This is a genomic window from Stenotrophomonas sp. CCNWLW57 (genome assembly GCF_037203925.1).
Lineage (GTDB): Bacteria > Pseudomonadota > Gammaproteobacteria > Xanthomonadales > Xanthomonadaceae > Stenotrophomonas > Stenotrophomonas rhizophila_A.
Genome location: NZ_JBBCBJ010000002.1, coordinates 1 through 24,895 on the forward strand (window position 1 = coordinate 1; position 24,895 = coordinate 24,895).

22 protein-coding genes and 3 tRNA genes are annotated in these 24,895 nt (G+C 67.9%); 7 read left to right on the forward strand and 18 right to left on the reverse strand.

Annotated features, from left to right (window positions below):
• Positions 1–225: 225 nt before the first annotated feature.
• A tRNA-Leu gene (locus V9K91_RS04570) sits at positions 226–312 on the reverse strand.
• 129 nt (positions 313–441) lie between these two features.
• Positions 442–528 (reverse strand) — tRNA-Leu (locus V9K91_RS04575).
• A gap of 99 nt (positions 529–627) precedes the next feature.
• On the opposite strand from V9K91_RS04575, the gene V9K91_RS04580 reads away from it, so the two are divergent.
• Complete coding sequence (locus V9K91_RS04580; protein WP_336443688.1) at positions 628–1,311, forward strand: glutathione S-transferase family protein; 684 nt, start codon at positions 628–630, stop codon at positions 1,309–1,311.
• A gap of 44 nt (positions 1,312–1,355) precedes the next feature.
• On the opposite strand, the gene V9K91_RS04585 is transcribed toward V9K91_RS04580, so the two are convergent.
• Positions 1,356–1,442 (reverse strand) — tRNA-Leu (locus V9K91_RS04585).
• A 128-nt stretch (positions 1,443–1,570) separates the two neighbouring features.
• Here V9K91_RS04585 and rnr point away from each other — a divergent pair.
• The 3 genes from rnr (at position 1,571) to rlmB (ending at position 5,346) form a co-directional block, all read left to right on the forward strand.
• Positions 1,571–4,033, forward strand: coding sequence for a ribonuclease R (gene rnr, locus V9K91_RS04590; RefSeq protein ID WP_095363787.1), 2,463 nt, complete (start codon positions 1,571–1,573; stop codon positions 4,031–4,033).
• Positions 4,034–4,046: 13 nt separating this feature from the next.
• Positions 4,047–4,517: a GFA family protein gene (locus V9K91_RS04595; RefSeq protein ID WP_095363786.1), complete on the forward strand. Its 471-nt coding sequence runs from the start codon at positions 4,047–4,049 to the stop codon at positions 4,515–4,517.
• Positions 4,518–4,602: 85 nt separating this feature from the next.
• Positions 4,603–5,346 (forward strand): 23S rRNA (guanosine(2251)-2'-O)-methyltransferase RlmB, encoded by a 744-nt coding sequence (gene rlmB / locus V9K91_RS04600; RefSeq protein WP_068850558.1) that lies wholly within the window; start codon positions 4,603–4,605, stop codon positions 5,344–5,346.
• A 9-nt stretch (positions 5,347–5,355) separates the two neighbouring features.
• Here rlmB and V9K91_RS04605 read toward each other — a convergent pair whose 3' ends face one another.
• The 3 genes from V9K91_RS04605 to V9K91_RS04615 are packed head-to-tail and all read right to left on the reverse strand — an operon-like array spanning position 5,356 to position 9,964.
• Positions 5,356–6,762 carry a TolC family protein gene (locus V9K91_RS04605; protein ID WP_336443689.1) on the reverse strand — a complete coding sequence of 469 codons (1,407 nt, stop codon included), beginning with the start codon at positions 6,760–6,762 and terminating at the stop codon, positions 5,356–5,358.
• Entirely contained in the window at positions 6,759–8,729 is a 1,971-nt protein-coding gene (locus tag V9K91_RS04610) for a MacB family efflux pump subunit (RefSeq protein ID WP_336443690.1), read from the reverse strand. The genes V9K91_RS04605 and V9K91_RS04610 overlap by 4 nt, the downstream gene beginning before the upstream one ends.
• Positions 8,726–9,964 carry an efflux RND transporter periplasmic adaptor subunit gene (locus tag V9K91_RS04615; protein ID WP_249834010.1) on the reverse strand — a complete coding sequence of 413 codons (1,239 nt, stop codon included), beginning with the start codon at positions 9,962–9,964 and terminating at the stop codon, positions 8,726–8,728. Before V9K91_RS04615 ends, V9K91_RS04610 begins: the two co-directional genes overlap by 4 nt.
• A 218-nt stretch (positions 9,965–10,182) precedes the next feature.
• On the opposite strand from V9K91_RS04615, the gene V9K91_RS04620 reads away from it, so the two are divergent.
• The 3 genes from V9K91_RS04620 (at position 10,183) to V9K91_RS04630 (ending at position 15,477) form a co-directional block, all read left to right on the forward strand.
• Positions 10,183–10,893, forward strand: a complete 711-nt coding sequence (locus V9K91_RS04620; protein ID WP_095363782.1) for a response regulator transcription factor — start codon at positions 10,183–10,185, stop codon at positions 10,891–10,893.
• Entirely contained in the window at positions 10,890–12,299 is a 1,410-nt protein-coding gene (locus V9K91_RS04625; RefSeq protein WP_095363781.1) for an ATP-binding protein, read from the forward strand. The genes V9K91_RS04620 and V9K91_RS04625 overlap by 4 nt, the downstream gene beginning before the upstream one ends.
• 151 nt (positions 12,300–12,450) lie before the next feature.
• Positions 12,451–15,477: a ligand-binding sensor domain-containing diguanylate cyclase gene (locus V9K91_RS04630; RefSeq protein WP_095363780.1), complete on the forward strand. Its 3,027-nt coding sequence runs from the start codon at positions 12,451–12,453 to the stop codon at positions 15,475–15,477.
• On the opposite strand, the gene rnt is transcribed toward V9K91_RS04630, so the two are convergent.
• The 12 genes from rnt to pstS all read right to left on the reverse strand — a co-directional run bounded on the left by rnt (position 15,478) and on the right by pstS (position 24,727).
• On the reverse strand, positions 15,478–16,065 hold the full coding sequence (rnt, locus tag V9K91_RS04635; protein ID WP_068854601.1) for a ribonuclease T: 588 nt from the start codon (positions 16,063–16,065) through the stop codon (positions 15,478–15,480).
• An 84-nt stretch (positions 16,066–16,149) separates the two neighbouring features.
• On the reverse strand, positions 16,150–16,809 hold the full coding sequence (locus V9K91_RS04640) for a DoxX family protein (RefSeq protein ID WP_095363779.1): 660 nt from the start codon (positions 16,807–16,809) through the stop codon (positions 16,150–16,152).
• Between the two features lie 76 nt (positions 16,810–16,885).
• Positions 16,886–17,641 (reverse strand): putative DNA-binding domain-containing protein, encoded by a 756-nt coding sequence (locus V9K91_RS04645; RefSeq protein ID WP_095363778.1) that lies wholly within the window; start codon positions 17,639–17,641, stop codon positions 16,886–16,888.
• Positions 17,638–18,429, reverse strand: a complete 792-nt coding sequence (locus V9K91_RS04650) for a DUF692 domain-containing protein (RefSeq protein ID WP_249834343.1) — start codon at positions 18,427–18,429, stop codon at positions 17,638–17,640. The genes V9K91_RS04645 and V9K91_RS04650 overlap by 4 nt, the downstream gene beginning before the upstream one ends.
• Positions 18,430–18,487: 58 nt before the next feature.
• On the reverse strand, positions 18,488–18,838 hold the full coding sequence (locus V9K91_RS04655; protein ID WP_249834014.1) for a hypothetical protein: 351 nt from the start codon (positions 18,836–18,838) through the stop codon (positions 18,488–18,490).
• 81 nt (positions 18,839–18,919) lie between these two features.
• Positions 18,920–19,429, reverse strand: a complete 510-nt coding sequence (locus tag V9K91_RS04660; protein WP_336443691.1) for a sigma-70 family RNA polymerase sigma factor — start codon at positions 19,427–19,429, stop codon at positions 18,920–18,922.
• Between the two features lie 222 nt (positions 19,430–19,651).
• On the reverse strand, positions 19,652–19,993 hold the full coding sequence (locus tag V9K91_RS04665) for an RcnB family protein (RefSeq protein ID WP_093533917.1): 342 nt from the start codon (positions 19,991–19,993) through the stop codon (positions 19,652–19,654).
• Between the two features lie 129 nt (positions 19,994–20,122).
• Positions 20,123–20,827 (reverse strand): phosphate signaling complex protein PhoU, encoded by a 705-nt coding sequence (gene phoU / locus V9K91_RS04670; protein ID WP_068854604.1) that lies wholly within the window; start codon positions 20,825–20,827, stop codon positions 20,123–20,125.
• A gap of 52 nt (positions 20,828–20,879) precedes the next feature.
• Positions 20,880–21,710 (reverse strand): phosphate ABC transporter ATP-binding protein PstB, encoded by an 831-nt coding sequence (gene pstB / locus V9K91_RS04675; protein ID WP_068854606.1) that lies wholly within the window; start codon positions 21,708–21,710, stop codon positions 20,880–20,882.
• Positions 21,711–21,729: 19 nt separating this feature from the next.
• Positions 21,730–22,605 (reverse strand): phosphate ABC transporter permease PstA, encoded by an 876-nt coding sequence (gene pstA, locus V9K91_RS04680; protein WP_095363776.1) that lies wholly within the window; start codon positions 22,603–22,605, stop codon positions 21,730–21,732.
• Positions 22,605–23,573 carry a phosphate ABC transporter permease subunit PstC gene (pstC, locus tag V9K91_RS04685; protein WP_095363775.1) on the reverse strand — a complete coding sequence of 323 codons (969 nt, stop codon included), beginning with the start codon at positions 23,571–23,573 and terminating at the stop codon, positions 22,605–22,607. The genes pstA and pstC overlap by 1 nt, the downstream gene beginning before the upstream one ends.
• A 62-nt stretch (positions 23,574–23,635) precedes the next feature.
• A complete protein-coding gene (gene pstS, locus V9K91_RS04690; protein ID WP_095363774.1) occupies positions 23,636–24,727 on the reverse strand; it encodes a phosphate ABC transporter substrate-binding protein PstS in 1,092 nt (363 codons plus the stop codon).
• Positions 24,728–24,895 lie beyond the last annotated feature (168 nt).

Genomic DNA, 24,895 nt, shown 5'->3' on the forward strand with positions numbered 1-24,895 from the left:
TGCGAAACATGGATGTTTCGCAAGAGCCCCCATGGATGGGTTCACGGCGCCCCCCGTACCCCCGCACCCGCCGGCCCAGCTCAGACCAAGCGATGGCCACCGGCTGTCCGCCAGGATGCATGAAGCCGGGAGCAGCCCGGCGCAACGGAATCGCGTGCAATCCCCACCACCAAACCCCGGAAACGAAAAAACCCGCTTTCGCGGGTTTGATCATTTACTGAGTCATGGTGCCCAGGAGAGGACTCGAACCTCCACGAAGTTGCCCCCGCTAGCACCTGAAGCTAGTGCGTCTACCAATTCCGCCACCTGGGCGACTCAGGAGGAGAATTTTGCGGGAGAACCGCGAATGTGTCAACAGGATGTCGAAGAAAATTTCCCGCGCGATCCCTGCCGCAGAAACGAAAAAACCCGCTTGCGCGGGTTTGATCATTTACCGAGTCGTGGTGCCCAGAAGAGGACTCGAACCTCCACGAAGTTGCCCCCGCTAGCACCTGAAGCTAGTGCGTCTACCAATTCCGCCATCTGGGCGACTCAGGGGGCGAATTATGCGGAAGCAGCAGGAGGCTGTCAATGCATGCGCGAACGCCGATTGGCATACTCGGCCCACACCAACTCCCTGGAGTTTCCATGGCACTGCCGATCCTGCACGCCCACCCGCTGTCGTCCTGTTGCCAGAAGGTACTGATTGCCGCCCGCGTGCTCGGCGTGGCCCTGGACGAGCGCATGGTGAACCTGGGCGACCCGGCCGATCGGGCGATGCTCCACGCCATCTCCCCGGCCGCGAAGATGCCCGCGCTGGTCGACCGGGGCCGGGCCGTCGCCGAGACCAGCATCATCATCGAATACCTGCAGCAGCACCTGGCCACCGGCGCACGCCTGATTCCTGCCGATGCCGATGCTGCCCTGGCCGTGCGCTTCTGGGACCGCTTCTCCGACTTTTATGTGATGACCCCGATGCAGGCGCTGACCGCCGAACAGCTCAAGCCTGAAAGCGGGCGCAGCGAAGATCCAGCGCAGACTGCCCGGTCACGGCTGCTCGAAAGCTACGCCGCCATGAACCGCCAGCTCGAAGACCGCACGTGGCTGGCCGGCGAAGGATTCAGCATGGCCGATTGTGCGGCGGCGCCCGCGCTGTTCTATGCCGTGGCCTATGTGCCGGTTCCCGGCACCGAGGTTCACCTGCTCGCCTATATCGAACGCGTGATGGCGCATCCGGCGGTGGCCGCAGTGGTCGACGCGGCGCGGCCCTGGTTCAAGTACTTCCCGGGGCGGGCAGGGCTGTCGGCCCGGTACTACACACCCGAGGCCTGAAACGAAAAAACCCGCTTGCGCGGGTTTGATCATTTTCTGAGTCATGGTGCCCAGGAGAGGACTCGAACCTCCACGAAGTTGCCCCCGCTAGCACCTGAAGCTAGTGCGTCTACCAATTCCGCCACCTGGGCGACTCAGGGGGCGAATTCTGGGCAAGTCCGCAGGGGTTGTCAACGGTTTTGTTAAATTTCTTCACAATCCTGCATGGGCAGCGGCAATGACCCATTCTGCACACCGCCACGCGGTACCATGGGGGTCGATGAAATCAAAGAAACCGACCCGGGGCGCAAAAGCCCCCAAGTCCCCGGCGCCCAAGCAGGCTGCCGGTCCGTCGGGCAAGTCCCGCGCTGCTGCCAAGTCCGGCAAGCTGCCGCCCTGGATGCCCGAGTCCATGAGTACCCCCGCACCGCCCCGTGGCGGCAAGCGCTCCGGCCCGCGCCCGGATGGCCCGCCGATTCCGACCCGTCGCAACCCGCGCCCCAGCGCGCCGGTGGGCAGCGTGGACGATCCCTTCGCCGCCCGCGAAGCCGAACGCTACGCCCAGCCCATCGCCAGCCGCGAAGCGATCCTGCAGCTGCTGGACCGCTGTGATGGCCCGCAGACCGCCGAGGAAATCGGCATCCAGCTTGGCCTGACCGAGCCCGACCGCGCCGACGCGCTGGGCAAGCGCCTGGGCGCGATGGTGCGCGACGGCCAGCTCGTGCAGAACCGCCGCGGCGGCTTTGCCCCGGTGCAGGCCACCAACCTGATCACCGGCGTGGTGATCGCCAACCCCGAGGGGTTCGGCTTCCTGCGCCCGGTCGACGGCGGCGACGACCTGTTCCTGGCGCCGTATGAAATGCGCAAGGTCATGCACGGCGACCGCGTGCTGGCCAACGTGACCGGCATCGACCGCCGCGGCCGCCGCGAAGGCAGCATCGCCCGCGTGCTCGAGCGCGGCATGACCCGCCTGATCGGCCGCTTCAGCGTCGAGTTCGGCATCAATTACGTAGTGCCCGATGACAAGCGCATCCAGCGCAACGTGCAGATCCCGCCCGACCAGACCGGCGATGCCCGCGATGGCCAGCTGGTGGTGTGCGAACTGACCCAGGCCCCGGACACCCGTCGCCCGCCCATTGGCCGCATCATTGCCGTGCTCGGCGACAAGCTCACTGCCTCGCTGATCGTGGAAACCGCGATCCACGGCCATGAGCTGCCGTTCGAGTTCCCGCAGCAGGTGCTGGACGAAGCCGCCTCCGTGCCGATGCAGGTGGAGCCGGCGATGATCGGTGACCGCGTCGACCTGCGCAGCACGCCGCTGGTCACCATCGACGGCGAAGACGCCAAGGACTTCGACGACGCGGTCTACTGCGAACCCAACGCCGAAGGCTTCCGCCTGGTGGTGGCCATTGCCGACGTCTCCAACTACGTCCGTCCCGGCACGCCGCTGGACGACGAAGCACAGAAGCGCGCCACCTCGGTGTACTTCCCGGGCTTCGTGGTGCCGATGCTGCCGGAGACGCTGTCCAACGGCATCTGCTCGCTGATGCCCAAGGTCGACCGCATGTGCTTCGTCTGCGACATGCAGGTGAACCGCGACGGCGAAGTCATCCACTCGCGCTTCTACGAAGCGGTGATGAACTCGCATGCGCGCCTGACCTACACCCAGGTCTGGCAGGCGGTGGGCGAAAACGATCCAGCCGCCCGCAACGCCATCGGTGCGCTGCTGCCGCAGGTGGAGCGCCTGCACCAGCTTTACAAGGTACTGGCCAAGGCCCGCACCCGCCGTGGCGCCATCGAGTTCGAATCTTCCGAAGTGCGCTTCGTGCTCGACAACACCGGCGAAGTCACGCAGGCCGGCATGCTGGTGCGCAACGATGCGCACAAGCTGATCGAGGAATGCATGATCGCGGCCAACGTGCAGGCCGCACGCTACCTGCTGTACAAGCAGGTGCCGGCCCCGTTCCGTGACCACGCCAAGCCGCCGGAAGCCAAGTTCGAGGACCTGCTGGAGTTCCTCAAGGAATTCAAGCTGAGCCTGCCGCCGTGGTCCAAGGTGCAGCCGGGCGATTACACCAAGCTGCTCAAGAAGGTGCGCGAGCGCCCCGATTCGGCGCTGATCGAATCGGTGCTGCTGCGCAGCCAGAGCCTGGCGGTGTACTCGCCGGACAACCAGGGCCACTTCGGCCTGGCGCTGGATGCGTATGCGCACTTCACCTCGCCGATCCGCCGTTACCCGGACCTGCTGGTACACCGTGCGATCAAGCATGCGCTGAGCGGCAAGCCGCTGGACAAGTTCACCTATACCCAGCGCGAAATGGCCGCGCTGGCGCTGCAGTGCTCCGAACGCGAGCGCCGGGCCGACGAGGCCGAGCGCGAGGTCGACGAGCGCTACCGCGCGGCGTGGATGGAAAAGCACGTGGGCGGCCAGTTCGACGGCGTGATCAGCGGCGTGACCAGCTTCGGCCTGTTCGTGGAACTGGACGATTCCAAGGTCAACGGCCTGGTCCATGTCACCCAGCTGCCGCACGACTATTACCAGTTCGACGCGACCCGCAAGACGCTCAGCGGCGAACGCCGTGGCACCAGCTACCGCCTGGGTGACCGTGTGCGGATCCTGGTGCTCAAGGCCAGCATGGAAGAGCGCAAGATCGACTTCCGGCTGGTGGAAGAGAAGGGCGACGAAGAACCCCAGCTGCCGCCACGCGGGCAGCCGGCCAAGCGGAAGAAGCAGAAATACTGAGGGGAGGCGCCCCATGAACCCGGTTCCCGAATTCTCCGGCGGTTGCCAATGCGGCGCGGTCCGCTTCCATGTCCGCGGCGCCCTGCCGGATCGTTCCATCTGCCACTGCCGGATGTGCCAGAAGGCCTTCGGGGCGTACTACGCGCCGCTGGTCTCGGTACGCGGGGCCGATTTCCAGTGGACCCGGGGCGAGCCGCGCCGGTTCCAGTCCTCCAACCACTTCCGCCGGGGCTTCTGCGCCGACTGCGGCACGCCGCTGACCTACGAAGGCGAGGACGGCATGGCCGTGGCCGCCGGTGCGTTCGATCAGCCTGAACGGCTGCCGCCGACCGTGCAGTACGGCACCGAGTCCAAGCTGCCATTCGTGGACGAGCTGGGCGCGCTCGAGGTGATCCTGCAGGAAGACGACCCCGACGCCGAGCGCCTGCGCACGCTGGTTTCCCACCAGCACCCGGACCACGACACCCCCCGCTGGCCCCGTTGAGCGGCCGGGCAGGGGCCGGGCGCTGCGGCAGCCGGACCGGCAATGCTCTACCATTACCACCCCCTGTACCGGTCCCGCCCCCGCAATGAGCAAGCAAAGCCAGTGGATTGTCGGCGTCAACGCCGTCGCCTCCTCGATCGAGAACGATGCCGAGAACGTCCGCGAAGTGCTCATCGAGGCGAGCGCGAAGAATCCGCGGCTGACCGAAATCGAGGAAAACGCACGCCGCAAGGGCATCGACGTGCGCAAGGTGAACACCCAGGCGCTGGATGGCGTGGGCGGTTCGGTGCGCCACCAGGGCGTGGCTGCGCGCTACCAGGCAGCCCGCACCTACGGTGAGAACGAGCTGGAAGGCCTGGTCGAGGCGGCCGAGGGCAAGGCCCTGCTGCTGATCCTGGACGAGGTGCAGGACCCGCACAACCTGGGCGCCTGCCTGCGCAGCGCGGCGGCCGCCGGTGCCACCGCGGTGATCATTCCCAAGGACAAGTCGGCCACGGTCAATGCCACCGTGCGCAAGACCTCGGCCGGCGCCGCCGACCGCATCCCGGTGGTGGCGGTGACCAACCTGTCGCGCTGCCTGAAGGACCTGCAGAAGCAGGGCGTGTGGATCTACGGCTTGGCCGGCGAAGCCACCACCTCGCTGTATTCGATCGACCTGAAGGGCAACGTGGCGCTGGTGCTGGGCGGCGAAGCCGATGGCATGCGCCGCCTGACCCGCGAAAACTGCGATGGCCTGGTCAAGATCCCGATGCCGGGCGACATCGAGAGCCTGAACGTCTCGGTGGCTGCGGGTGTCAGCCTGTTTGAAGCGGTACGTCAGCGCAGCTGACGCGTCGCTTCAAACAGGCCCGTTGGCGCTGCCCCCCAACGCCTTGAACAGCGTCACGTCGTTGACCAGCTGTTTCTGCTTCACCGACGCCAGCGACAGTTCGGCGTCGCGCCGGGTCTGCTGCGCTTCCAGCCAGGTGCGCAGGTCGGTGGCGCCGACCCGGTAACGCACTTCGTACATGCGCTCGATCTGCACCGCTTCGTCATACGACGCCTGCGACGCCGCCACCTGGGTGGCGAGCTGGCTGCGCGCGGACAGCGCGTTGTCCACCTCCGACAGCGCCGTGTACAGCGTGCGCCGGAAGGTGTTGGCCGCGATCTGGTAATCGGTACCGGCGATCTTCGTATCCAGCTGCGCCTGGCGGAGGTTGAGGAACGGCAGCGACAGCCCCGCACCCAGGGAGGCCACCGGGTTCTTCAGCACATCCGACAGCGTGGTCGCGCCGCTGCTCACCCCTCCGGTCAGGCTCAAGGCCGGGTAGTAGCTGGTGGCGGTCACCTTGATGTTCTTCAGGCTGTTGCGCAGGCGCAGCTCGGCTGCGCGCAGGTCCGGGCGCCGGCCCAGCAGGTCGGCCGGCAGGCCTTCGGCGATGGCCGGGCTGCCGGCGCCGTCCAGCGCCTGCGGTTCGTCCGCCTGCGGCCATGGCTGGCCATCCAGCAGCACGGTCAGCGCATTGCGGCTGGCCACGCGCTGCTGCTCCAGCGCGCTCTGCGCGGCACGCTGCGCTTCCAGCTGCTGGGTGGCCTGGCGCACTTCCAGCCGCGATACCGCGCCGGCGGTGAAGCGGGCCTGCACCAGTTCCCGGGTACGCTGCAGGCGTACCAGGTTCGCTTCGCCGGCCGCGATGGACTGGTTGAGGTAGGCCAGGGTCCAGTACTGCGTGGCCACGTCGCCGATCACCAGCAGTGCCGTGTTCTGCAGGTCTTCCTCGCTGGCCTGGGCTTCCCACTGCGCGATGTCGCGCTGGGTGCGCAGGCGGCCCCACAGGTCGATTTCCCACTGCAGCGAGACCCCGGCCGAACTGCTGCGGTTCCAGTCGGCGCCCTGGTCGATCGGGCGATTGCCGCTGCTGCCGACGCTGCCCGACGGCTGCGGCCACAGCGCGTTGTCGCTCAGCCCGGCCTGCAGGCGTGCGCGCTGCACCGCCAGCCCGGCCGAGGCCAGGTCGGTGTTGGCCTGCAGCGCACGCGCGATCACGCGGTCCAGCCGCGGGTCGCCGAAGCCGGTCCACCAGGCGTCGTCGCGCACGTCGGTCCGCAGCGGGGAGGGTGCATTGGAGGTTTCCACAGGCGCGTTGCGCTGCGCATCGCCACGGCCGTACACGGCCGGCACGCCGGGCGGGTCGACCTGGTACTGGCCGGTGCTGACGCAGGCCGACAGCAGCAGGGTGGTGGATAACAGGATGGACGTCTTCATTCGCGCGCCAGCGCCTCCACGGGATCGAGTTGGGCCGCATTGCGTGCCGGAAGGAAGCCGAACGCCACGCCGATCAGACTGGAGCACGCAAACGCGGCCACGATCGAGGCAGTGGAGAACAGCATCTTGAAATCAGGGGCGAAGGTGTCGAACACCCAGCCCACCACCAGCGACAGGCCCACGCCCAGCAGGCCGCCGAGCAGGCAGACCAGCACTGCTTCGATCAGGAACTGCTGGCGGATGTCGCTCTGTCGCGCGCCCACCGCCATGCGTACGCCGATCTCGCGGGTGCGCTCGGTGACCGACACCAGCATGATGTTCATCACCCCGATGCCGCCGACCAGCAGCGCGATGGCCGCGATCGCACTGATCAGCAGGGTCATCGTGCGGGTGGTCTGCTCGATGGTGTCGCGGATCTCGGCGCTGTTGCTGAGGAAGAAGTCCTCCGTGCCATGGCGCATGACCAGCAGCCTGGAAATGGCGGCCTGCGCCGCATCCATCGGGGTGGCATCGTCCACCCGCACGGTGATGCTGGAGACATGGCTCTGGCCGAGCATGCGCGACATCACCGTGGTGTAGGGCACCCAGATCGACAGGCTGGTGCTGCTGCCAAAGCCCATGCTCTGGCGCTGGGCCACGCCGATCACGCGCACCGGCACGTTGCCCAGCAGGATCACCTGGCCGACCGGGTCGGCGCCATTGGGGAAGAACTGGGTGCGGGTGTTCTCATCGATCACGGCCACCTGCGCCAGCCCCTTCACCGCATCGGCGTCGAAGAAGCTGCCTGCGCTCAGGGTCACGCCCTTGACCCGGAAGAACTGCTCCCCCACGCCGCTGACCTGTGCGGTGGCCGACTGGTTCCGGTAGCGCGCGGTGACCGAAGAGGACACGCTGGGGGTGACGCTGTCGATGTAGCTCTGCCGCGACAGCGCATCGGCATCGCTGGCCTTTAGTGTCTGCACTCTTGCCGAGCGCATGTCGCCGAAGCCGCGCCCGGGGTAGACGTCGATGGTGTTGGTGCCCAGCGCGCTGATGTTCTGCAGGATCTGCTGCTGCGAGCCGTTGCCCATCGCCACCACCGATACCACCGAGGCGATGCCGATGATGATGCCGAGCATGGTCAGGAAGGTGCGCAGGCGGTGCGCGTTCATTGCCAGCAGCGCCATCCGGAACGCTTCGGTGAAGCGATCGCGCGCGGCGCGCCAGCTGTGGCCCTTGGTGGCGGCCACGGTCGGCGTGCGCTGTGCACGGTAGCTGGGTGCCTTGGGGTTGACGCGGTCGGCGATGATCTCGCCGTCGCGGATCTCGATGATGCGCTGGGCGTGCTCGGCCACCGACATGTCGTGGGTGACGATGATGATGGTGTGGCCTTCGGCATGCAGCTCGCCAAGGATGCCCATCACTTCCTCACCGGATTTCGTGTCGAGCGCGCCGGTCGGCTCGTCGGCCAGGATCACCTCGCCACCGTTCATCAGCGCCCGTGCGATCGACACGCGCTGCTGCTGGCCACCGGACAGCTGGCCCGGCTTGTGCCGCATGCGGTCGCCCAGGCCCAGCCGCTGCAGCAGCTGTTCGGCGCGCGCGCTGCGCACCGGCGCCGGGCTGCCGGCATACACCGACGGCACTTCCACGTTGCCGCGCGCGTCGAGGTCGCCGAGCAGGTGGTAGCGCTGGAAGATGAAGCCGAAATGTTCGCGGCGCAATTCGGCCAGCTCGTCCGGCAGCATGCTGCCGGTCTCACGGCCGGCCACCTGGTAGCTGCCGCGGGTGGGGCGGTCCAGGCAGCCGAGGATGTTCATCAGCGTCGACTTGCCCGAGCCGGACTGGCCGACGATGGCCACCATTTCGCCGGCGGCGATGTCCAGGTTGACGTCGCGCAGTACGGCGATGGTCTCGTCGCCGGCCGGGAATTCGCGACGCAGGTCGCGCAGCCGCAGCAGCGGCGCGCCCGTGGGAGCGGTCTTCATCGACGCGGCCCCATGCCCGGGCCACCCATGCGCATCTGCGCGCCACCGCGGTTGCCGCTGCCGGACGCGGCCGGGGTGGCACTGCCTTCGCCGACCACGACCTTCTCGCCTTCCTTCAGCCCAGACAGCACCTCCACGCTGGAACCGGTGTTGATGCCGATCCTGACCTTGCGCGGCTGCGGCATGCCATCGGCATCGGCCACGCGCACCACGTATTGGCCATCGCGCGATTTCGGCCCCAGCGCCACCGACGGAATGATCAGCACGCCCCTGGCCTGCTTGAGCAGCACCGACACCTGCGCGGTCATGTCGATGCGCAGCGTGCCGTCCGGGTTCTCCACGTCGAACAGGGCGTTGTAATACACCGCCGTACTGGAGCTGGAACTGGACGAACTGGAACTGCTGGAACTGTCGCTGGCGATCGACGACGGCGCCGGATTGATCTGGCGCAGGGTGGCGTGGTACTTGCGGTCCGGGTCGCCCAGCGTGGTGAAGTACACCGGCATGCCGGCCTTGATCTTGACCACGTCCGCTTCGGAGACCTCGGCATTGACCGTCACCAGGTCCAGCCGCGCCAGCATCACGATGGTCGGTGCGGTCTGGTTGGCATTCACGGTGCGGCCTTCTTCGGCCACCACGGCGACCACGGTGCCGTCCATCGGCGCGGTGATGCGGGTGTAGGCGAGGTTGGCATTGGCCGTGCCCAGCTCGGTCTGGCGGCCCTGGATCTGCGCGTCATAGGCCTTGACCTGCGCACGGGCGGTCTTGAGCGCGGCCTCGGCGCTGTCGAACTCCGCACGCGAGGTGGCTTCGGCCGCCAGCATCTCCTGCTGGCGCGCGAATTCCAGTTCGGCCTGGCGCAGGGTGGCCTGCTGCACCGCGCGCTGGGCGGTGACCTGGTCCAGCGATGCCTGTGCATTGAGCACGGCGTTGCGCTGGGTGGTGGCGTCGATCTCGGCGATCAGGTCGCCCTGCCTGACGGTATCGCCCAGCTGCACCTTCAGCGATTTGATCTGGCCCGAGGCCTGCGCACCCACGCTGACCAGCTTGTAGGCATCGATCACGCCGGTGGCTTCCACGGTCTGTTCCAGGTCGCCGCGGGTCACCGGGCTGGTGGCCAGGGTGGGGGCGCCCGGCTTGCGCAGGGTCCATGCGACAATGCCGCACACCAGCAGGGCCAGGGCGATCAACAGCAGCACGCGGCCGCGACGGGTGGTAGGCAGGCGGGACTTCACGATGATCGTCAACTCGACAGGCCGGCGTGCGGCGTTGTCAGCATTGTGAAGAGCGCCTGTGGAGGGCTCAACGCACGGCATGTAACAGGACGTAACCACGCCCCGGTCCGACGTGTCCTTCTGTATCGTGTGCATGCCTTGAAACATGCGTACGCAAACCAGAGGATGCGGTTCAGCTCCCGACAGGGGATCATCGCCGCATGGAGAACACCACTACGATGCAACGCCTGCTGATCGTCGATGACGACAACGACATCCGCCAGCTGCTGGCCGAACAGCTCGGTCGTGCCGGCTACCAGGTCAGCACCGCCAGCGATGGCCAGGGCATGCGCCAGGTGCTGGAACGCGAGCACGTGGACCTGATCGTGCTCGACCTCAACCTGCCGCGCGAGGATGGCCTGACCCTGTGCCGCGACCTGCGCGCGCGCTCGACCACGCCGGTGATCATGCTCACCGCACGCAGCGAGCCGATCGACCGCGTGCTCGGCCTGGAAATGGGCGCAGACGATTACCTCGGCAAGCCGTTCGAACCGCGCGAACTGCTCGCGCGCATCCGCAACGTGCTGCGCCGAACCGAGGCGCTGCCGGCCAACCTGGAGCCGTTGGCGATCCGCCGCGCGCGCTTCTCGCATTGGATCTTCGACCTGGAGCACCGCCATCTGGTCGACCCGGACGGGCGCGTGGTGGTGCTGTCCGGTGCCGAGTTCCGGCTGCTGCGGGTGTTCGTCGGGCATGCCAACAAGGTGCTCTCGCGTGAGCAGCTGGTATCGCTGAGCAGCGGGCGCAGCTACGAATCGCAGGACCGTGCGATCGACCTGCAGGTCAGCCGGCTGCGCAACAAGCTGGCCGATGACGGCGGCAGCGACGGCCTGATCAAGACCGTGCGCAATGAAGGCTATGTGCTGGCCACGGCGGTCACGCTGGAATGATGCGCCTGCGCCGCTTCTTCGCCTCGATGGTCGGTCGGCTGTTCGTGATCCTGCTGCTGGGCATGAGCGTGGCGGCCGTCGGTGCCACCATGCTGGCCAGTGCCAAGCGGCAGCAGGAATTCGAGCGGCAGAACCTCAACCGCATCGCCGATCGGCTGCAGGGCTTCGTCAACATGCTCGACGGCGACCCGGAACTGCGCGACCGGCTGCTGACGGTGGGCGGGCCGGCGGTGCGCAGCCTGCCCGAAGGGGCGCGGCTGGGGCGCGAGGATGCGGCGTTGATGGGCATCCTCGACGACCGCCCGGGCCCGGTGGCGCATGCCACCGTGCATTTCACCTCGTTCCGTTCGTGCCTGCCCAAGGCGCAGGAACTGTTGCCGCCCCCTCCGCAGCAGCAGCGGCGCCGGCCGCCGCACGAACGCGACCCGGCCTTCATCCCGCCCAAGTGCCGCGCGGTGCAGGTCCCGCTCAGCGACGGCACGGTGCTGTCGCTGGCGCTGGAATCGCCGGCCATCGCCCACAACGGCATCCTCGCGGTGGACCCGCTGTTCCTGACCCTGCTGGTGCTGGCGATCGGCGTGCTGGCCTACGTGGTTGCGCGCATCGCCAGCGCGCCGCTGCAGCGGCTGGCCTCGGCCGCGGCGGAGCTGGGCGACGACCTGCAGCGTGCGCCACTGCCGGTGACCGGGCCGCTGGAAGTCCGCCGCGCCGCCGAAGCCTTCAACGCGATGCAGAAACGCCTGCAGCGCACGCTGGGCGAGCGCACCCAGATGCTGGCGGCGATCACCCATGACCTGCAGACCCCGGTGACCCGCCTGCGGCTGCGGCTGGAAAACGTAACCGACGAAGCCCTGCGCGAGCGCCTGATCGGCGACCTGGGCGCGATGCAGGCGCTGATCCGCGAGGGCCTGGAACTGGCCCGCAGCGCCGAGAGCGCCGAGCCACGCGCCGCGCTGGACCTGGATTCGCTGTTGGAAAGCCTTGTCGAGGACGCGGTCGAGGCCGGCGCCGACGCCCGTTTCGAGCAGGGCAGTGGCGCGGTGCTGATGCTGCGCCCGCTGGCCATGCACCGGTTGTTCTCCAACCTGATGGACAACGCGCTGGGCTACGGCGGCACGGCCCAGGTGCGGGTCGAGCAGGGCGCGGACGGGGTGCGGGTACGGGTGCGCGACAGCGGTCCGGGCCTGGCCGAGGACGACCTGGAAACCGTGTTCGACCCGTTCGTGCGCCTGGAAACCTCGCGCTCGCGGGCGACGGGCGGGGCCGGGCTGGGGCTGACCATCGCCCGCGCGCTGGCCGAGAAGGACGGCGCCACCCTGCACCTGCGCAACCATCCGCAGGGCGGGCTGGAGGCCGTCGTGCACTGGCCGGCGCCACCGCGCCCGCCGGCACCCCGCGCCGGCTGACCGCACAGGAGGCAAACGGGCGCGGTTTTGCCTACTATGGGCAACCCCCGCCCGTATTCGCCGCATGAGTGCGCCCGATCTGGCTGGTTTCCACCCCGGCGCCGCGCTGTCCGCGCCGTGCCCTTCCCGCGCCCCTGGCGGATCCTGACGGATGAGCCAAGGGGGAGGCGGGAACCGGTGGCGGCCGGTACATGCAGTAGTGACCGTGCAGCGCCTGTGCCTGGCGCTGGTGTTGCTGTGCCTGTTGTTCGGGGTACCGGCCACATCGGCCGCGCAGGATGGCCCCCCGCCGCTGCGCGACTACGCCATCGATGTCTGGACCTCGCGCAACGGCCTGCCGCACAACTCGCTGCGTGACATCGCGCAGACGCCGGAGGGCCACCTGTGGTTCGCCACCTGGGAAGGGCTGGTGCGCTACAACGGGCTGGACTTCACCGTGTTCGACCGCAGCACCCGGCCGGGCCTGCGCGACAACGGGGTGGGCGCGCTGTTCGTCGACCGCGAGGGCGGGCTGTGGATCAGCGATTCGCGCGGCAACGTCACCCGGCGCAGCGCCGACGGCCGCTGGCAGGTGTTCGCGCACCAGCCGCCGGCCCCGCAGGTGCTGATCCAGGCCATGCAGATGGACAGCCATGGCCGGCTCTGGCTGCTGTATGAGGGCAATGGCATCGGCAGCCTGACCCGCGACGGCCACTTCGACTACCAGAAGCCGCCGGCCGACGTGCCGATGGCCATGAGCTTCACCAAGCTGGTGGTGGATGCGCAGGACCGGGTCTGGGTGGGCACGCTGGACGGCCTGGTGGTGCGCGGCACCGACGGCGTGCTGCGCCGCGCACCGGAGAGCTACGGCCTCGGCCACGGCCTGGTGTGGCCCTACCGCGCACCCGACGGCGTGCTGTGGATCGTGGCTGGCGAGCGCATCTACCGCATGCTCGATGGCATGCCGCAATTGCAGCACCGCCTGGCCCCGGGCATGCACATCACCTCGATGCTGCAGGACCGCCACGGCGACCTGTGGCTGGGGACCGAAAACCAGGGGCTGCTGCGCCTGTCGCGGCACGGAGTGGAGCGCCTGCCGGCCGGGCTTTCACTGCCCGGGGGCAGGGTGGTGAGCCTGCGCGAAGACGCCGAAGGCAGCATCTGGGTCGGTGCCAACGGCGGCCTGTACCGGTTGCGCGAAACGCTGTTCAGCAGCTTCACCGAGCGTGACGGGCTCAGCGGCGATTACGTGCGCACCGTGCTGGAAGACCGTGACCGCCAGCTGTGGGTGGGCAGTGCCAGTGGCCTGGACCGGCGCGACGCTCAGGGCGTGTTCCATCCGGTGCCGCTGCGCAACCGCGGCGGCAAGACGCCGTCGGTGCTGAGCCTGGCCCAGGACCATGCAGGCGGGTTGTGGGTGGGGACGTTTGGAGACGGCATCCTGCACCTGGACGGGCAGGGCCGCATGCTGCGCAGCTACGGTGCCGACGACGGCCTGCTCGGCGGCAACATCCGTGCGATGAGCGTGGATCGCGAAGGCGCTGTATGGGCCGGTACCCAGAAGGGCGTCGCCCGGCTCGATGCCAACGGGGTAACCGTGCCGACGGTGCCGGGCATGCCCACCGGCCTGGTCACCGCGCTGGCCCACGATGCCGAAGGCGACCTGTGGGTGGGCACCATCGAAGGCATCAGCGTGCTGCGCGGCGACCACGTGCAACGCATCGACCTGGCTCCGCTGGGCGGCGGTCGCAGTGTGTTCGGTTTCCAGCAGATCGGCGATGCGATGTGGATCAGCAGCGACCGCGGCCTGTACCGCTACCAGGACGGCACCCTGTCACGGGTGGGGCTGGAGCAGGGCATGCCGGTCGATACCGTGTTCCAGCTGGTACCGGACCGGGTCGGCAACGTCTGGATCAGCAGCAACCGTGGCGTGCTGCGCACCGACATGGCCATGCTCAACGACGTGGCCGACGGGCGCACGCGGCGGATCGAGGTCGAGCATTACAACGAAATCGACGGCATGGCCAATTCGCAGGCCAACGGCAGCTCCGGCCCCTCGGCGATCCTGCGCCAGGACGGCACGTTCTGGGTGGTTACCGCCGGCGGCCTGAGCACGGTGGACCCGCTGCGCCTGCAGCGCTTCCGCGAACGGCTGGCGCCGCCGGCGGCGATCGAGACGGTACTGGTCGATGGCGTGCCGCTGCACTGGCAGGGCGCCAACCACAACACGCTGCCCGGCGGGCGCCGGCTCAGCATCAGCTACGTGGGCCTGAGCTATCTCATGTCCGAACGCATCCGCTACCGCACCCGGCTGGAAGGCCTGGACAGCGCGTGGATCGAACGCGGCCAGCAGCGCAGCGTGGAATTCATCGGCTTGCCGCCGGGCGATTACACCCTGCACGTGTCCGCCGCGCACCCGGGCGGTACCTGGGGCGACAGCGAGGCGGTGTGGTCGTTCACGGTGGAACCGTTCCTGTGGCAGCGGCGCAGCGTGCAGTTCATCTGTGGCCTGCTGCTGCTGGCCGGGCTGGTGGCGTTGTACCGCTACCTGATCAAGCGCTACAAGGCCAGCAACGTACGCCTGGCACGCAAGGTCGATGCCGCCACCCGCGACCTCAAGGCGCAGACCGCCAGCCTGCAGGCGTTGAACGAAGAGAAGACCCAGCTGGCCGCGCGTTTGGCAGTGCAGGCCGAACAGTTCGAGCGGCAGGCGCGCGAGGATGCGCTGACCGGGCTGCCCAACCGCCGCGCGTTCGACGAAGCGCTCGCGCGCGATTTCGCCCGCTCGCAACGCAGCGGCCACCCGCTGTGCCTGGTGGTGCTGGACATCGACCACTTCAAGGAAGTGAACGACCAGCACAGCCACAGCGTGGGCGACGTGGTGCTGACCGAGGTGGCGCGGGTGATCGCGTCGGCCTGCCGTGATTCGGACATGCCCGCGCGCACCGGCGGTGAGGAATTCACGGTGCTGCTCAACGACACCCGCCTGGCCGAAGCGGCACAGGTCTGCGCGCGCCTGCGCGGGCTGTTCCATGACCATCCGGACTGGGCCGGCGTACCGGGCCTGCAGGTGACCTTCAGCGCCGGGCTGGTCGAACTGGAGGCCGGGGACCGCACCCCGATGCTGCTCTACCAGCGCGCCGACCGCGCGCTGTACCGTGCCAAGAGCGAAGGCCGCGACCGCACCGCGATCGGCTGATCAGGGGCGCGGCCAGGCGTTGGCGATCTTGCAGAACAGCTTCGCGGTCTGCTCGGTGTCATACACCGCGCTATGCGCTTCTTCCGCATCCCACCCAAGACCGGCAGCCGTGGCCGCCCGCGCCAGCACGGTCTGGCCATAGGCGATGCCGGCCATGGTCACCGTGTCGAACACGCTGAAGGGGTGGAACGGGTTGCGCTTGTGCCCGACCCGGTTCACCGCCGCATTGATGAAGCCCAGGTCGAAGTGCGCGTTGTGGCCGACCAGGATGGCGCGCTGGCAGCCGTACTTCTTCACCGCCGCGCGCACCGGCGCGAAGATGTGGTCCAGCGCGTCCTTTTCCGCCTTGGCCAGCCGGAACGGATGGTCGAGGATGATGCCGGTGATCTCCAGCGACTTCGGGTCGATGTCCAGCCCTTCGGCCGGCACCACGTGGGCGCTGGCGGTCTGCCCGGGAAAGAGCAGGCCGTTGTCGTCCATTTCGATCGGCACCGCGGCGATCTCCAGCAGCGCATGGCGCTGGCTGTCGAAGCCGCCGGTTTCCACATCCACCACCACCGGCAGGAAGCCACGGAAGCGGGTCGCCATCATGCGCTGGGCGGCAGAGGGCATGTCTTCAGCGGCCACCGGCGCGCCGGTGGTCTGGGTGGGGTCTTGAGTCATGCAGCGAGTTTAGCAGAGCGGCCTGACCGTCCCATGGCGGCGGTGCCAGACCGCCACGCCAAGCAAGGCGGTGCCAACTGTGGCCAACACCAGGGCCGGACCCGGCAGCAGCCACCCCAGCGGCCAGGCGGCGGCCAGCGCCAATCCGCCCCAGGCCAGCGCGTCGGCCCGGCCGCGCGGATCCCGGAGCAGCCAGCCATCCACGCTCAGCCGCCCGGCGCCCTGCAACAGCAGCGGCAGCAGCATGGCGATGAACAACAGCGGCAGCTTGAAGTTGCCCTGGCCCTGGTCGCTGATCGCATAGCCCTGCGCCAGCGTGGCCAGCGAGTCCCACTGCGCAGGCCAATGGACGGCGGCGGTTGCCACGACCGTGAGCCCGATCAGCAGCGCGGCGGTGGCCCGGGTGGCCACGCCCAGCAGCAGGCAGATGCCGCCGATGAGTTCGATCCACGTCGCCGCCTGCCAATTGAACTCGGCCGGCAACCAGCGCAGTGGCAACGGAAAGTGCGATTGCACGTTGTCGAACCAGTTCACCCCGCGCCATTTCTCCAGCCCGGATTCCAGATATTCCCAGGCCAGCAGCACGCGCAGTCCCAGTGGCGCAAGCCAGGCGCCGAGTCCATCGAGACGGGGGCGCAGGGTGGAAGCAAGGCAGCGGGGGAAATGCATGGGGACAGCCCGGTAAGTGGAGGTCCCTTGAAGAGGGCCGGCGCGCGATGAACGATGCGGGCGCCGGCGGCATCGTTCAGCCGTGGGTTGGGGACCGGGCAGGACCGATCACACTGGTCGCGAGCAACTGCGCCAACAGGGCACGTCCGGCCGGTTCCAGCCCGGCCGGGTCCAGTCCATTCGCCTCGGCCAGCTGCGCAAGGTGCGCGGCGCCGCTGCGGTGTCCGGGGGCCTCCATCTGGATCAGCAGCTGCCACGCCAACGGGCTGAGCTGCGAAAACACGATGCGGCCATCGGCCAGCCGGCGTGCCAGCAGGAAGGTCGGTTCGGGCGGCGGGTCCACCGGCTGGAAGGCTGCCCCGATCTGCTGCACCGGCCACTGGTACGCCAAAGGCCATGCCAACGGGGAACGCTGCAGCAGGCAGCGCCAGGCATCGATATCCGGACGAGGCGGTTCGAGCGGCAGCGCATCCTGCGACTGCAAGGCCAGTTCCACCCATTCGTAATGCGCCAGCTCGGCCAGGAACGGACGCGGCAGCGTGTCCTGCCGCTGCAGCCACTGCACGAACTCGGCAGCGACCTCGGTGAACAACGGCGAGGCGCAGCGGTGCTCGATGAAGTAGCGCCGGCACAGCGCCTGCCATTCCGCGCCGTCCAGCATCTGCAGCAGTACCGGGAAACTGCTGCCCAGCAGCGCCTGCAGGTTGTTGAACAGCAGATCGCGGTAGATCTGCAGCCGCCGCGGCTCCAGGTCGGGAGGCGACGGTTCATGCGCCGGATCGCGCAGGTGGCGGGTCAGGGCGAACTGCTGGTCACGCAACAGGTCGCTCATGCCGCCGCATCCAGGATGCGGCGCATCTGCCGCAGCTCCGCCTGCAGTTCGGCATACGGCGGCAGGTTGAAGTCGCGTTCGAGCAGGCCAGGGCGCGGGCCGAACCGGGCGCAGGCATGTTCCAGCAGCGCCCACACCGGCCCCACCACGGGGCTGCCATGGGTGTCGATCTTCAGGTCATCGGCTTCATCGAAGTGCCCGGCCACATGCAGGCAGACGATGCGTTCGGCAGGCAGGCCGTCGATGTACGCGACGGGGTCGAAGCCATGGTTGATGGCGTTGACGTAGACATTGTTGACGTCCAGCAGCAGGTCGCAGTCCGCTTCCTGCAGCACCGCCGTGGTGAATGCCAGTTCGCTCATCGCCGCATGCGGGGTGAGGTAGGTGGATACATTCTCCACTGCGATGCGCCGGCCCAGCCGGTCCTGCACCTGCGCGATGCGGGCCGCGGTGTGGCGGATGGCTTCGTCGGTGAATGGCAGCGGCAGCAGGTCGTACAGGTGGCCGTCGTCGCTGCAGTAGCTCAGGTGTTCGCTGTAGAGGCGCACACCGTGTGCGTCCAGGAAACGCCCGACCTGGTCGATGAACGCCACGTCCAGCGGCGCGCTGCCGCCCAGCGACAGTGACAGTCCATGGCAGGTCAGGGGATGGCGCGCGCTGAGCCCGCGCAGGCGCTCGCCCATCACGCCGCCCAGCCCGATCCAGTTCTCCGGCGCGCACTCGAGGAAGTCGAAATCGCCCGGCGGTGCCTGTTCCAGGTCATCGAGCAGGGCGCGGCGCAGCCCCAGTCCCACCGCCGTTGCAGGCAACGGCAGTGGGTGTGCAGGGCTCACGCGGGTACGCGGATCAGTGCCCGGCACCGCACTTGCCTTCGCCGCACTTGCCTTCGGCGGCCTTCTTGGCGGCAGGCGCAGGCTTGGCCTTGGTCTTGTCGGCGCCACACTTGCCTTCGCCACACTTGCCCTCCGCGGGCTTCTTGTCGGCAGCATGCGAGGTGGCCTTGTCGGCACCGCACTTGCCTTCGCCGCATTTGCCTTCGGCCGTCTTGGAATCGGCTTTGGGCGCGGCCTGGGCAGCCAGCGCGTAGCCCTGGGCCAGGTCGGTCATCGACAGGGCCGAGGCGGTCCCGGCCAGGCCGAGGCCGCCGGCAAGCGCGGCACAGGCCAGCAGGGAAGCGTGTTTGGTGGAGAGGGTCATGCGCAAAGCTCCTTGTAATGCCCTTTCATGGGCAGGGGTGTTGCCGGGGAAGCATGCCGGATTGCCGGCACGCGGGGAACATCAGGCCAGGTACTCGCGGGCCATGACGCGGGCGCGGTGCAGCCGGGCCTTGATGGTTTCGGGGGTAGTGGCCAACCGTGCGGCCAGTTCGGTGATCGACAACCCCTCCAGGTCGCGCAGCAGGATCACTTCGCGGTAATGGGCGGGCAGCGATTCGAGCGCAGCGGCGCAATCGCGGCGCAGGTCCAGGTTGTCGCGCTGGGCCGGCGGCAGGATCTCCTCGCGCAGTTCTTCGTGCCGCCACTGGCAGCGCGCACGCTTGAGCCGGTTGCACTCGCGCTTGACGATGCGGAACGCCCACGAGGTGAAACACTCGACCAGGCGCAGGTCGCACAACCGTCGTGAAACGGTGATCAGGCTTTCCTGCACCGCGTCCTCGACATCGTTGATGACGCAGTGGTACTCGGCATAGCGGCGCAGGTGCTGGCGCGAATGGCGCAGGACGCGGTCCAGCGCGGCGCGGTCGCCGCGATGGGCGGCGGCAAGTTCGTGCGGGCAGAGGCGGTGCATGCGGTCGGCGGATCCTGTTCAACGTGGCACAGGATAAGAGCGTGCGCGGAGCCGCAAGGATGCGCGGGTCGCCGGTCTGAGACAGGGGCGATTCAGTACCAATGGTGCGTTCGCGACATTACCGGATGTTCGCGACACTCCGGGACGGCGATGACCCGGCCGCAAACGCAGACGCGCCGGGAGGCCCCGGCGCGTCGCGTGGACTGGGCTGTCGCCAGTGAATCAACGGCCGTTGAGCACCACGTCGGCGATCAGGCCGGTGGCGACCGCGATCAGCACGTAGCGGTCATCTACCTTGCGCCACTGCTGGCCGCGCTTGGGCGCATGCAGGCCGTGGCGCTTGTAGTCGCTCACGTACGCGCCACGATGATCCTTGTCCAGGTGGCCGCCACGGCGCGGCGGATCGTGGCGGTCGTGCCCGCGCGACGGGCCATGGTTGCGGTCATCGCGCTGGTCATGGCGGTCGCGGTTGTCGCGGTCGTCATGGTGGGGCGGGGCGGCGAAGGCGGAACCGGTCGCGGCAAGCAGGGTCAGCGACAGCGTAGCGGCGAGGAAACGTTTCATGGTGCAGCCCTCTGGAGTGGTGGGGTGGAACGCAGGTCCAGAGTGGGATTTTTTAGCTGAATAGGCAATTAAAAAAGGCCGATACGCAGTATCGGCCTGTATCGGCGTGTAACACGCCCCGGCGCCTGCTTACAGGCGCTCGGTACTGGTCTCGTCGCGCTTCTCGCGCGGCGGCAGCGCCTGCTCGCCGTGCACCAGGAACCACACGTTCTCGGCGATGTTGGTGGCGTGGTCGCCCACGCGTTCCAGGTTCTTGGCCATGAACAGCAGGTGGGTGCAGGGGGTGATGTTGCGCGGGTCTTCCATCATGTAGGTCAGCAGCTCGCGGAACAGCGCCGTGTACTGCGCGTCCAGCCGGGCATCGTCCTCCCGCAGCGCCAGCGCGGCGGCGGCGTCGTTGTCGCGGTAGGCCTCGATGGCACGCCGCACCTGCTGTGCGGCCAGCCGGCCCAGCGACCGCAGGCCCTGGATCTGCGGCAGCGGCGGCACTTTGCTCAACGCGATCGAGCGCTTGGCGACGTTGGCCGCATAGTCGCCGATTCGCTCGATGTCGGCCGGGATGCGCAGGCCAGCCAGGATCTCGCGCAGGTCGCGCGCCATCGGGCCGCGCAGCGCCAGGCGCATCACGTCATGGCTGATCTGCTGCTCCAGGCTGTCGATCGCCTCATCGTTGGCGATGATGCGCTGGGCGGCGTTGTCGTCGCGGCGCTCGATCACGTCCAGCGCCGCCTCCAGCTGCGCCACGGACATTTCGCCCATGCGCACGATTTCGGCCACCAGCCGCTGCTGTTCTTCGTCGTAGCTCTTGACGATGTGGTCGTTCGGAATGTTCATTGTGATGTGCTCGATTGTCTGGTTGGTGGCAACGTCGCGCAAACGGCCTGGCTCAGCCGAACCGCCCGGTGATGTAATCCTCGGTCTGCTGCTTGTTCGGCTGCGAGAAGATCACTTCGGTGCGGTCGTGTTCGATCAGGTCGCCCAGGTACATGAAGGCGGTGTAGTCGGACACGCGCGCGGCCTGCTGCATGTTGTGGGTCACGATCACGATGGTGTAGTCGTGCTTGAGCTCTTCCACCAGCTGCTCGATGCGGCTGGTGGAGATCGGGTCCAGCGCCGAGGTCGGCTCGTCGAGCAGCAGCACGTCCGGGCGCAGGGCCACGGCGCGGGCGATGCACAGGCGCTGCTGCTGGCCACCGGACAGGCCCAGCGCGCTCTGGCCGAGCTTGTCCTTCACTTCGTCCCACAGTGCACCTTGGCGCAGCGCATGTTCGACGCGGTCGTTCATGTCCGCCTTGGACAGCTTTTCGTGGTGGCGGATGCCGTAGGCAACGTTCTCGAAGATGGTCATCGGGAACGGCACCGGCTTCTGGAACACCATGCCGACCTTGCTGCGCAGGCGGTTCATCGGGTACTTGGGCGAGAGGATGTTCTCACCATCCAGCAGCACTTCGCCGCGCGCTTCCAGCTTCGGGTACAACGCGTAGATGCGGTTGAAGATGCGCAGCAGGGTGGACTTGCCGCAGCCGGATGGACCGATCAGCGCAGTGACGCGCTTCTCGGGCACTTCCAGGCTGATGTTCTTCAGTGCATGGAACTTGTCGTAGTAGAAATCCAGGCCACGGGCGGCCAGCTTGATCGGCGCCGGGTTGCCCAGCGATTCATGCGAGGCCGGCACCGCGATGCGCTGCATCGGCACGGCATTGGTGAGGTCGTTCATGGCGGTGTCCGCGGAAAGGTCAGTCATGGGAGATACGGTTGCGCAGCAGGATGCCGCGCGCCGAAAGGCTTACCAGCAGCACGAACAGGGTCAGCACCAGGGCGCCTGCCCAGGCCAGCGTCTGCCAGGATTCGTACGGGCTGCCGGCGAACTGGTTCATCACCACCGGCACGCTCGCCATCGGCTGGAACACGTTGCTGTTCCAGTACTGGTTGCCGAAGGCGGTGAACAGCAGCGGCGCGGTTTCGCCGGAGATGCGTGCCAGGGCGAGCAGGATGCCCGTGACGATGCCAGCGGCGGCGCTGCGGTACAGCACCTGCACGGTGACCTTCCACTGCGGGATGCCCAGCGAGAGGGCCGCTTCGCGCATCTGCGAGGGCACCAGGCGCAGCATTTCATCGGTGGTGCGTACCACCACCGGCAGCACGATGAAGGACAGCGACAGCGCGCCGGCGAAGGCCGAGAACTGGCCACCGGTCTGCATCACGTACAGGGTGTAGACGAACAGGCCCAGCACGATGGACGGTGCCGACAGCAGGATGTCGTTGACGAAACGCACCACCGTGCCGGCCTTGCGGAAGTTGCCGTACTCGGCCAGCCAGGTGCCGGCCAGCACGCCCAACGGCGTGCCGATGGCGATCGCCAGCGCGCACATCACCGCGCTGCCGAAGAAGGCATTGGCCAGGCCGCCTTCCTGCATGGGCGGCGGCGTCATCTTGGTGAACAGGTCCAGGTTGATCCCGGGCAGGCCCTTGGAGGCCAGGGTGAACAGGATCCAGCCCAGGAAGAACAGGCCGAACAGCGCGGTCAGGCAGGACAGCAGCAGCGCGACGATGTTGACGATGCGGCGGCGCAGGTACAGCGGCTGCGGGTTGTTGGCGACGGCGGTGCTCATCAGTTGCCCTCCTTGCGGGACAGGCGCATCAGCATCAGGCGGGCGATTGCCAGCACCACGAACGTCACGATGAACAGCACGAAGCCAAGCAGCAGCAGCGCCGAGCGGTAGGTTTCGGTGGCCTCGCCGAAGTCGTTGGCGATCAGCGCGGCGATGGTGGTGCCCGGTTCCAGCAGCGACGGCGACAGGCGCACGCTGTTGCCGATCACGAAGGCCACGGCCATGGTTTCACCCAGCGCACGGCCCAGGCCGAGGAAGATGCCGCCGATCACGGCCGAGCGGGTGTAGGGCAGCACGATGTCCCAGCTTACTTCCCACTTGGTGGAGCCCAGCGCGTAGGCCGATTCCTTGAGGCGGGTCGGCACGGTCAGGAACACTTCGCGCATCACCGAGGAGATGAACGGAATGACCATGATCGCCAGCACGAAGCCGGCGGTCAGCACGCCGATGCCCAGCGGCGGGCCCTGGAACAGCGGGCCGATGATCGGCCATTCGCCGAGGGTTTCATTGAGGGTAGGGGTAACGTACTCGGTCATCACCGGGACCAGCACGAACAGGCCCCACATGCCGTAGATGATCGAGGGGATGCCGGCCAGCAGTTCGATGGCGGTACCGACCGGGCCGCGCATCCAGCGCGGGGCCACTTCGGTGAGGAAGAAGGCGATGCCGAAGCTCACCGGCACCGCGATCAGCATTGCGATCAGGGCGGTGACCAGGGTGCCGTAGATCGGTGCCAGCGCACCGAACTTGTTCTCCACCGGATTCCAGTCGGAGGAATAGAAGAAGCTCAGGCCCTGCTCCTGCAGGGCATGGCGGCCGCCCCACAGCATCGAGAGCGCGGCGCAGGCCAGGGCGACCAGGACCAGGACGACGGTGGCGATCAGCACCCACCGGAACAGTTTGTCATTGCGGGCGTCACGCAGGTCGCGGTTGGACGGTGCGGGAACAGGCTGGGCGATGGCATTCATGGGTAAGGCTGGGGCCCGTTAGGTAGGGGGCAGGCCCGCGCAGCGCGCGGGCCTGGGTTGCATCATTTGAATTCAGCGGTCCAGTAACCTTCGATCTGCTTCACCAGTTCCGCCGGGAGCGGCACGTAGTGCAGTTCATTGGCCTGGGCCTGGCCGTTCTCGAAGGCCCACTTGAAGAACGCCAGGGTGTCCTTGCTGCGCTTGGCATCCTTGGGCTGCTTGTGCATCAGCATGAAATTGGTGGCGGTGATCGGCCACGCCTGGTCGCCCGGGGCGTTGGTGATGACCAGGTTGAAGTCCTTGGCGCTGGCCCAGTCGGCGCTGGCTGCGGCGGCACCAAAGGTTTCCGCGGTCGGCTGCACCCAGTTGCCGGCTGCGTTCTGCATCGAGGCGTACGGCATGCCGTTCTGCAGCGCGTAGGCCAGTTCGACGTAGCCGATCGAGCCCTTGATCTGCTTCACGTACGAGGCCACGCCTTCATTGCCCTTGCCACCCACGCCGTCCGGCCACTGCACCGAGGTGCCTTCGCCGACCTTGCTCTTCCAGTCCGGGCTGACCTTGGACAGGTAGTTGGAGAAGTTGAAGGTGGTGCCCGAGCCATCCGAACGGTGGACCAGGGTGATCTTGCCGTCCGGCAGCTTCACGCCCGGGTTGGCGGCCACGATGGCCGGGTCGTTCCAGGTCTTGACCTTGCCCAGGAAGATATCGGCCAGCAGCGGGCCGCTCAGGCGCAGCTTGCCGGCTTCCAGGCCGTCGATGTTGACCACCGGGACCACGCCGCCGATGGCGGACGGGAACTGGCCCAGGCCGGCCTGGGCCAGCTCTTCGCTGGACAGCGGCTTGTCGGAAGAACCGAAGTCGACCGTGCCGGCCTTGATCTGGGCGATACCGCCGCCCGAACCGATCGACTGGTAGTTGACCTTGGCGCCGGTGGCGGCGTTGTAGTCGGCCGACCACTTGGAGACCAGCGGGAAGATGAAGGAGGCGCCGGCGCCGGAAATTTCGGCGGTCAGCTTGTCGCCGGCGGCCGGAGCAGCGGCGGGGGCGCCTTCTGCCGGGGCGTTTGCCTGGCCTTCGGCGGCCGGCTTGCAGGCGGACAGGCCCAGCGCGATGGCCAGGGAAAGGGCGGCGAAGCCGGCCGTATGCAGTTTCATGCGTCACTCCGTAGCGGGATAGGGGGCCGGTCTCGCCGGCTGACGCTGCTATGAAATGATGTTTTTGTTACAGCTTGATGACGTCGTGACCGGGGGCATGCTGGAGGCCCGTGGGGCAAGGGCTGGCGGGGGATCTACACCGGCTGCCGGTGAATCGAGCGCCGGGGC